At 69.6% G+C, this 3,890-nt stretch carries 6 protein-coding genes; 2 read left to right on the top strand and 4 right to left on the bottom strand.

Annotated elements, in window-relative coordinates:
• Nucleotides 1-459: amino acid kinase family protein (locus CCN29_RS09290; protein WP_442538286.1), on the bottom strand; the 459-nt coding region annotated here is incomplete at its 3' end.
• 593 nt (nt 460-1,052) lie between these two features.
• Here CCN29_RS09290 and CCN29_RS09285 point away from each other — a divergent pair.
• Nucleotides 1,053-1,526 carry a hypothetical protein gene (locus tag CCN29_RS09285; RefSeq protein ID WP_086680941.1) on the top strand — a complete coding sequence of 158 codons (474 nt, stop codon included), beginning with the start codon at nt 1,053-1,055 and terminating at the stop codon, nt 1,524-1,526.
• Nucleotides 1,527-1,623: 97 nt separating this feature from the next.
• Complete coding sequence (locus CCN29_RS09280) at nt 1,624-1,896, top strand: hypothetical protein (protein ID WP_031024345.1); 273 nt, start codon at nt 1,624-1,626, stop codon at nt 1,894-1,896.
• Nucleotides 1,897-1,911: 15 nt separating this feature from the next.
• On the opposite strand, the gene CCN29_RS09275 is transcribed toward CCN29_RS09280, so the two are convergent.
• The 3 genes from CCN29_RS09275 to CCN29_RS09265 form a co-directional block, all read right to left on the bottom strand.
• Nucleotides 1,912-2,571: a DUF5063 domain-containing protein gene (locus CCN29_RS09275; protein WP_031024342.1), complete on the bottom strand. Its 660-nt coding sequence runs from the start codon at nt 2,569-2,571 to the stop codon at nt 1,912-1,914.
• A complete protein-coding gene (recR, locus tag CCN29_RS09270) occupies nt 2,564-3,163 on the bottom strand; it encodes a recombination mediator RecR (protein WP_031066804.1) in 600 nt (199 codons plus the stop codon). The genes CCN29_RS09275 and recR overlap by 8 nt, the downstream gene beginning before the upstream one ends.
• Before the next feature lie 105 nt (nt 3,164-3,268).
• Nucleotides 3,269-3,610, bottom strand: a complete 342-nt coding sequence (locus CCN29_RS09265) for a YbaB/EbfC family nucleoid-associated protein (RefSeq protein ID WP_078492938.1) — start codon at nt 3,608-3,610, stop codon at nt 3,269-3,271.
• Between the last annotated feature and the right edge of the window lie 280 nt (nt 3,611-3,890).

Raw genomic sequence — 3,890 nt, 5'->3', positions numbered from 1 at the left:
GCCGCCGCGGCCGAGCGTGGTGATGTCCTTGGTGTCCTGGCTGACGCCCTGGAAGCCGGCGACGATGGCGATGTTGCCCTCGTCCACCGAGGCCTTGATGCGGCCCGGCGTGACGTCGATGATGCGGGCTTTGTTGTGGACGGAGTCGGTGATGACACCTGCCTGGCTGCCGGTGAAGCTCTGGGCGTTGTGACCCAGGTTCTTGATCGCCATGGCCAGCAGGGCCATGGAGATCCGCTCTCCGGCGGTCAGCAGCATGTCGAGCTCGCGGCCGGCAGGGATCGGGGAAACCTGCTCGGCGAGATCGATCAGCTCGTCCGTCGTGTCGCCCATCGCGGAAACCACGGCGACCACCTGGTGGCCGTTCTTCTTGGCTTCCACGATCCGCTTGGCGACGCGCTTGATGCCTTCGGCATCGGCTACGGAGGAGCCTCCGTACTTCTGCACGACAAGGCCCACGTGCGCTCCTCGCTCAGTCCGTCGTTGTCCACAGTCCGCCCACATATGTGTGCACTGCGGTCCGCTCAGTCTATCGGCGTCCGAAAATCCACCCTTCGCGATATCGCATGGTGAGACTCCCGGCGCCCTCGCAGGAGGCTCATGCCCATCCCACCGCGAGCCACTCGGAAAGTGCCCTGCGTCACATGCGGGGCGGGTCGACGGGAACCTCGGCGGGTGGCCGGCCCCGGGGGAGTGACGGCTCGCCCCCGGCACGAGAGCTCACGGAATGGACCGTGCGGCCGTGCGGGAAAACACGGTCACGGCCGCCGACTCGTTGAATTCAAAATCGAACCAATTCCGCGTCGCCGACTGCGTGCAAAATCGGACAGTGGCGGAATGATCATGCATCGTGTTATGTTCCTGCGGCGCCGATCACCGGGCCTGACCAGCCCAGTTGAGGTGCGCGGACCGTCATCGCCAGCCGATGCGACGGTCCGGGGGAATTAATCGGGGGAGAAAGTCCGCGGGGGGGACCATTTCGGTTTCCACGCCATTCCAGGTCGCCCTTTTGGGCTTCCTCCCCTTGTGATTGAACACAAGGGAGATCGTACATGACCCGCAATACGCTGCGCCTGGCCGCCGTTTCGGCCGTGGCTGCCGTGTCCATCGGCGCCGGCGCGAGCCTGGCGCAGGCGTCCGAGGCCACCGCGACGGCTCGTCCGGCGGCCTCTTCCCAGGTGACGCTGTCCGCGGCCGACGCCCGCGCCGTCCTCGCCGACCCGACGGTGTCGGCCCAGCTGACGGCCGGCGACACCGCGTCGCTGCGCGCCGTGGCGAACGGCACCGCCACCGACGTGCAGGCGCGCGGCGCCGTGGGCGCCGCCGCCAAGGCGCTGTACAACCTGCTGAAGAAGCACGGCGGCAAGGTCTACAACGGCGCGGTCAAGGCCGCCAAGTCCAGCTGGGGCAAGTTCCGTTCGTACATGGACGGCCTGCCCTGGTACCACCCGGTCCGTATCGCCTGGGTCGCCGCCGGCGCCGAGACGCAGTACCAGCTGTACACGTACATCCGCGGCCTCCTCTGACGGACCGCGGCTCGTCGCACACGCGAGTGGGGGTGTGCCGGAACCGACGCGGACGCGGTTCCGGCACACCGGATGTCACGCGGAAAGGAACACGTTCATGGCCGACTCCGGAGCGCCGCGCGCTCTGCGGCATCTCTGGGCATCGCCCGCGGTGTTCGTCATGGCGGCGTTCGTCGCGTTCAACGTCGTCGGGCGCGGTGACGCGGGGTGGGTGCTGATGGGTGCCGGGCTTTCCGGGCCCGTCGTCGCTCTCGCCTGGCACGCGGTCAGACGGGAGCGGCCGGAAACGGCGTTCGTCGTCGTTCCGCTGGGGCTGCTGGCGCTGATGACCGTGCTGTTCGGCATCAACGAGGGGTTCCCCTGGGGCTGAGCCCTTCGCCCTGCGTCAGGTGAGCGGGCGCATGCCCAGGGGGCTGCCGATCTCCTCGGCCATGACCTTGCCGGCCTCGACCTCCAGGGTCTCGTCGCCCATGCCCTGATCGGTGTCGAGGCCGTCGAGCTCGGCGAGGGGCTGGTTCAGGCGGACGTGCGCGACGACCGACTGGAGGGCGCGCAGGGCCGCCGAGGCCGTCGAGCCCCAGTTGGAGAAGTAGGAGAACTGCCACCACCACAGCGCCTCCGACGTGCGGCCCGCCTTGTAGTGGGCCATGCCGTGGCGCAGGTCGGTGATGACGTCGGTGAGGTCGTCGGAGATACGCGCCGGGACCGGTGCCTTGCGCGGCTCGTACGGGTCGAAGACCTCGGAGTAGACGTCGATCGGGTCGAGCAGCCGCGCCAGGTTCTCGCGCAGCTCGTCCACGTCCGGCTCCGGGCCCATGTCCGGCTCGTAGCGCTCCTCGGGGACGATGTCCTCGTGGGCGCCCAGGCGGCCCCCGGCCAGAAGCAGCTGGGAGACCTCGAGCAGCAGGAAGGGCACCGCCGAGTCCGGCTCGTCGCCCTTCGCGACCTCCGTGACGGCGACCAGGAAACTCTCGATCTGATCGGCGATCTGGACCGCGAAGTCGTCCGGGTTCTGCTCGGTCGCGTGCAGCGTGGCGTCAGACATCTAGGAGTCGTCTCCCCTCGAAGGCGCGGCCGAGCGTGACCTCGTCCGCGTATTCCAGGTCGCCGCCCACCGGGAGGCCGCTGGCCAGGCGGGTGACCTTCAGGCCCATGGGCTTGATCATGCGGGCGAGGTACGTGGCCGTGGCCTCGCCTTCCAGATTCGGGTCCGTGGCCAGGATCAGCTCCGTGACCGTCCCGTCGGCCAACCGCGCGAGAAGTTCCCGTATACGCAGGTCGTCGGGGCCCACCCCGTCGATCGGGCTGATCGCGCCGCCGAGGACGTGGTAGCGGCCGCGGAACTCACGCGTGCGCTCGATCGCGACGACGTCCTTGGGCTCCTCCACGACGCAGATGACCGCCGGGTCGCGCCGGGTGTCGCGGCAGATGCCGCACCGCTCCTCCTGCGCGACGTTCCCGCACACCGCGCAGAAGCGGACCTTCGCCTTGACCTCCGTCAGCGCCTGCGCCAGACGCCGTACGTCCGCCGGTTCCGCCTGAAGGATGTGGAAGGCGATCCGCTGCGCGCTCTTGGGACCGACGCCGGGCAGCCGCCCCAGCTCGTCGATGAGGTCCTGGACCACGCCTTCGTACAACGGACTGCCGTCCTTCCTGATGTTCCTTCACTACGTACGGTAGAGGCCCGCGGCCCCGCACAGAAGCCCTGGCGGCGTCGCACGGACGCTTCGCCGGGGCTTCCGCTAGAAAGGCAGGCCGGGAATGCCGCCCCCGCCGAGGCCCTGGGCCAGCGGGCCGAGCTTCTGCTGCTGGAGCGTCTGCGCGTTCTCGTTCGCCGCCTGGACCGCCGCGACGACCAGGTCTGCGAGGGTCTCGGTGTCCTCCGGGTCCACCGCCTTCGGGTCGATCTTCAGCGCGCGCAGCTCGCCGGAGCCGGTGACGGTGGCCCGCACCAGACCGCCGCCCGCCTGGCCCTCGACCTCCGTGCGCGCCAGTTCCTCCTGGGCCTTGGCCAGGTCCTGCTGCATCTTCTGGGCCTGCTGGAGCAGCTGCTGCATGTTGGGCTGGCCACCACCGGGGATCACGATTCGCTCCTAGGTCGCTGCGTCGGGTGCTACGTGTGCCGTGGCGGTGCGACGGTCGCACCGCTCGGCACGAGCCTACGTGCTCGGGACGGCCGTCGCCCCGGCACTCTTTCGGGTGAGTCCCCTCGGGGGCCCTATACCTGATCACGGCCCCCTTCCGGGCGTAAAAGCGCGCGAACCCCCGACGCGCCCACCCGTTGGGCGGTAGGAAGGGCCCGGCGCACAAGCACCACGCGTGACCGTCCGACCGCGCACGGTGCGTGCGCGCGCGGTCGGTCAC

Origin of the sequence: Streptomyces pseudogriseolus (genome assembly GCA_002154585.1) — a bacterium.
GTDB classification, from domain to species: Bacteria; Actinomycetota; Actinomycetes; order Streptomycetales; family Streptomycetaceae; genus Streptomyces; species Streptomyces pseudogriseolus.
The sequence above is the reverse complement of the archived record's forward strand: the minus strand, read 5'-3'. Positions and strand labels throughout refer to the sequence as shown.

Coding starts and splice junctions, on each gene's coding strand:
- CCN29_RS09280 (WP_031024345.1), top strand. CDS start 1,624: ATGGCCGACTCCGGAGCGCCGCGCGCTCTGCGGCATCTCTGGGCATCG.
- CCN29_RS09285 (WP_086680941.1), top strand. CDS start 1,053: ATGACCCGCAATACGCTGCGCCTGGCCGCCGTTTCGGCCGTGGCTGCC.
- CCN29_RS09275 (WP_031024342.1), bottom strand. CDS start 2,571: ATGTCTGACGCCACGCTGCACGCGACCGAGCAGAACCCGGACGACTTC.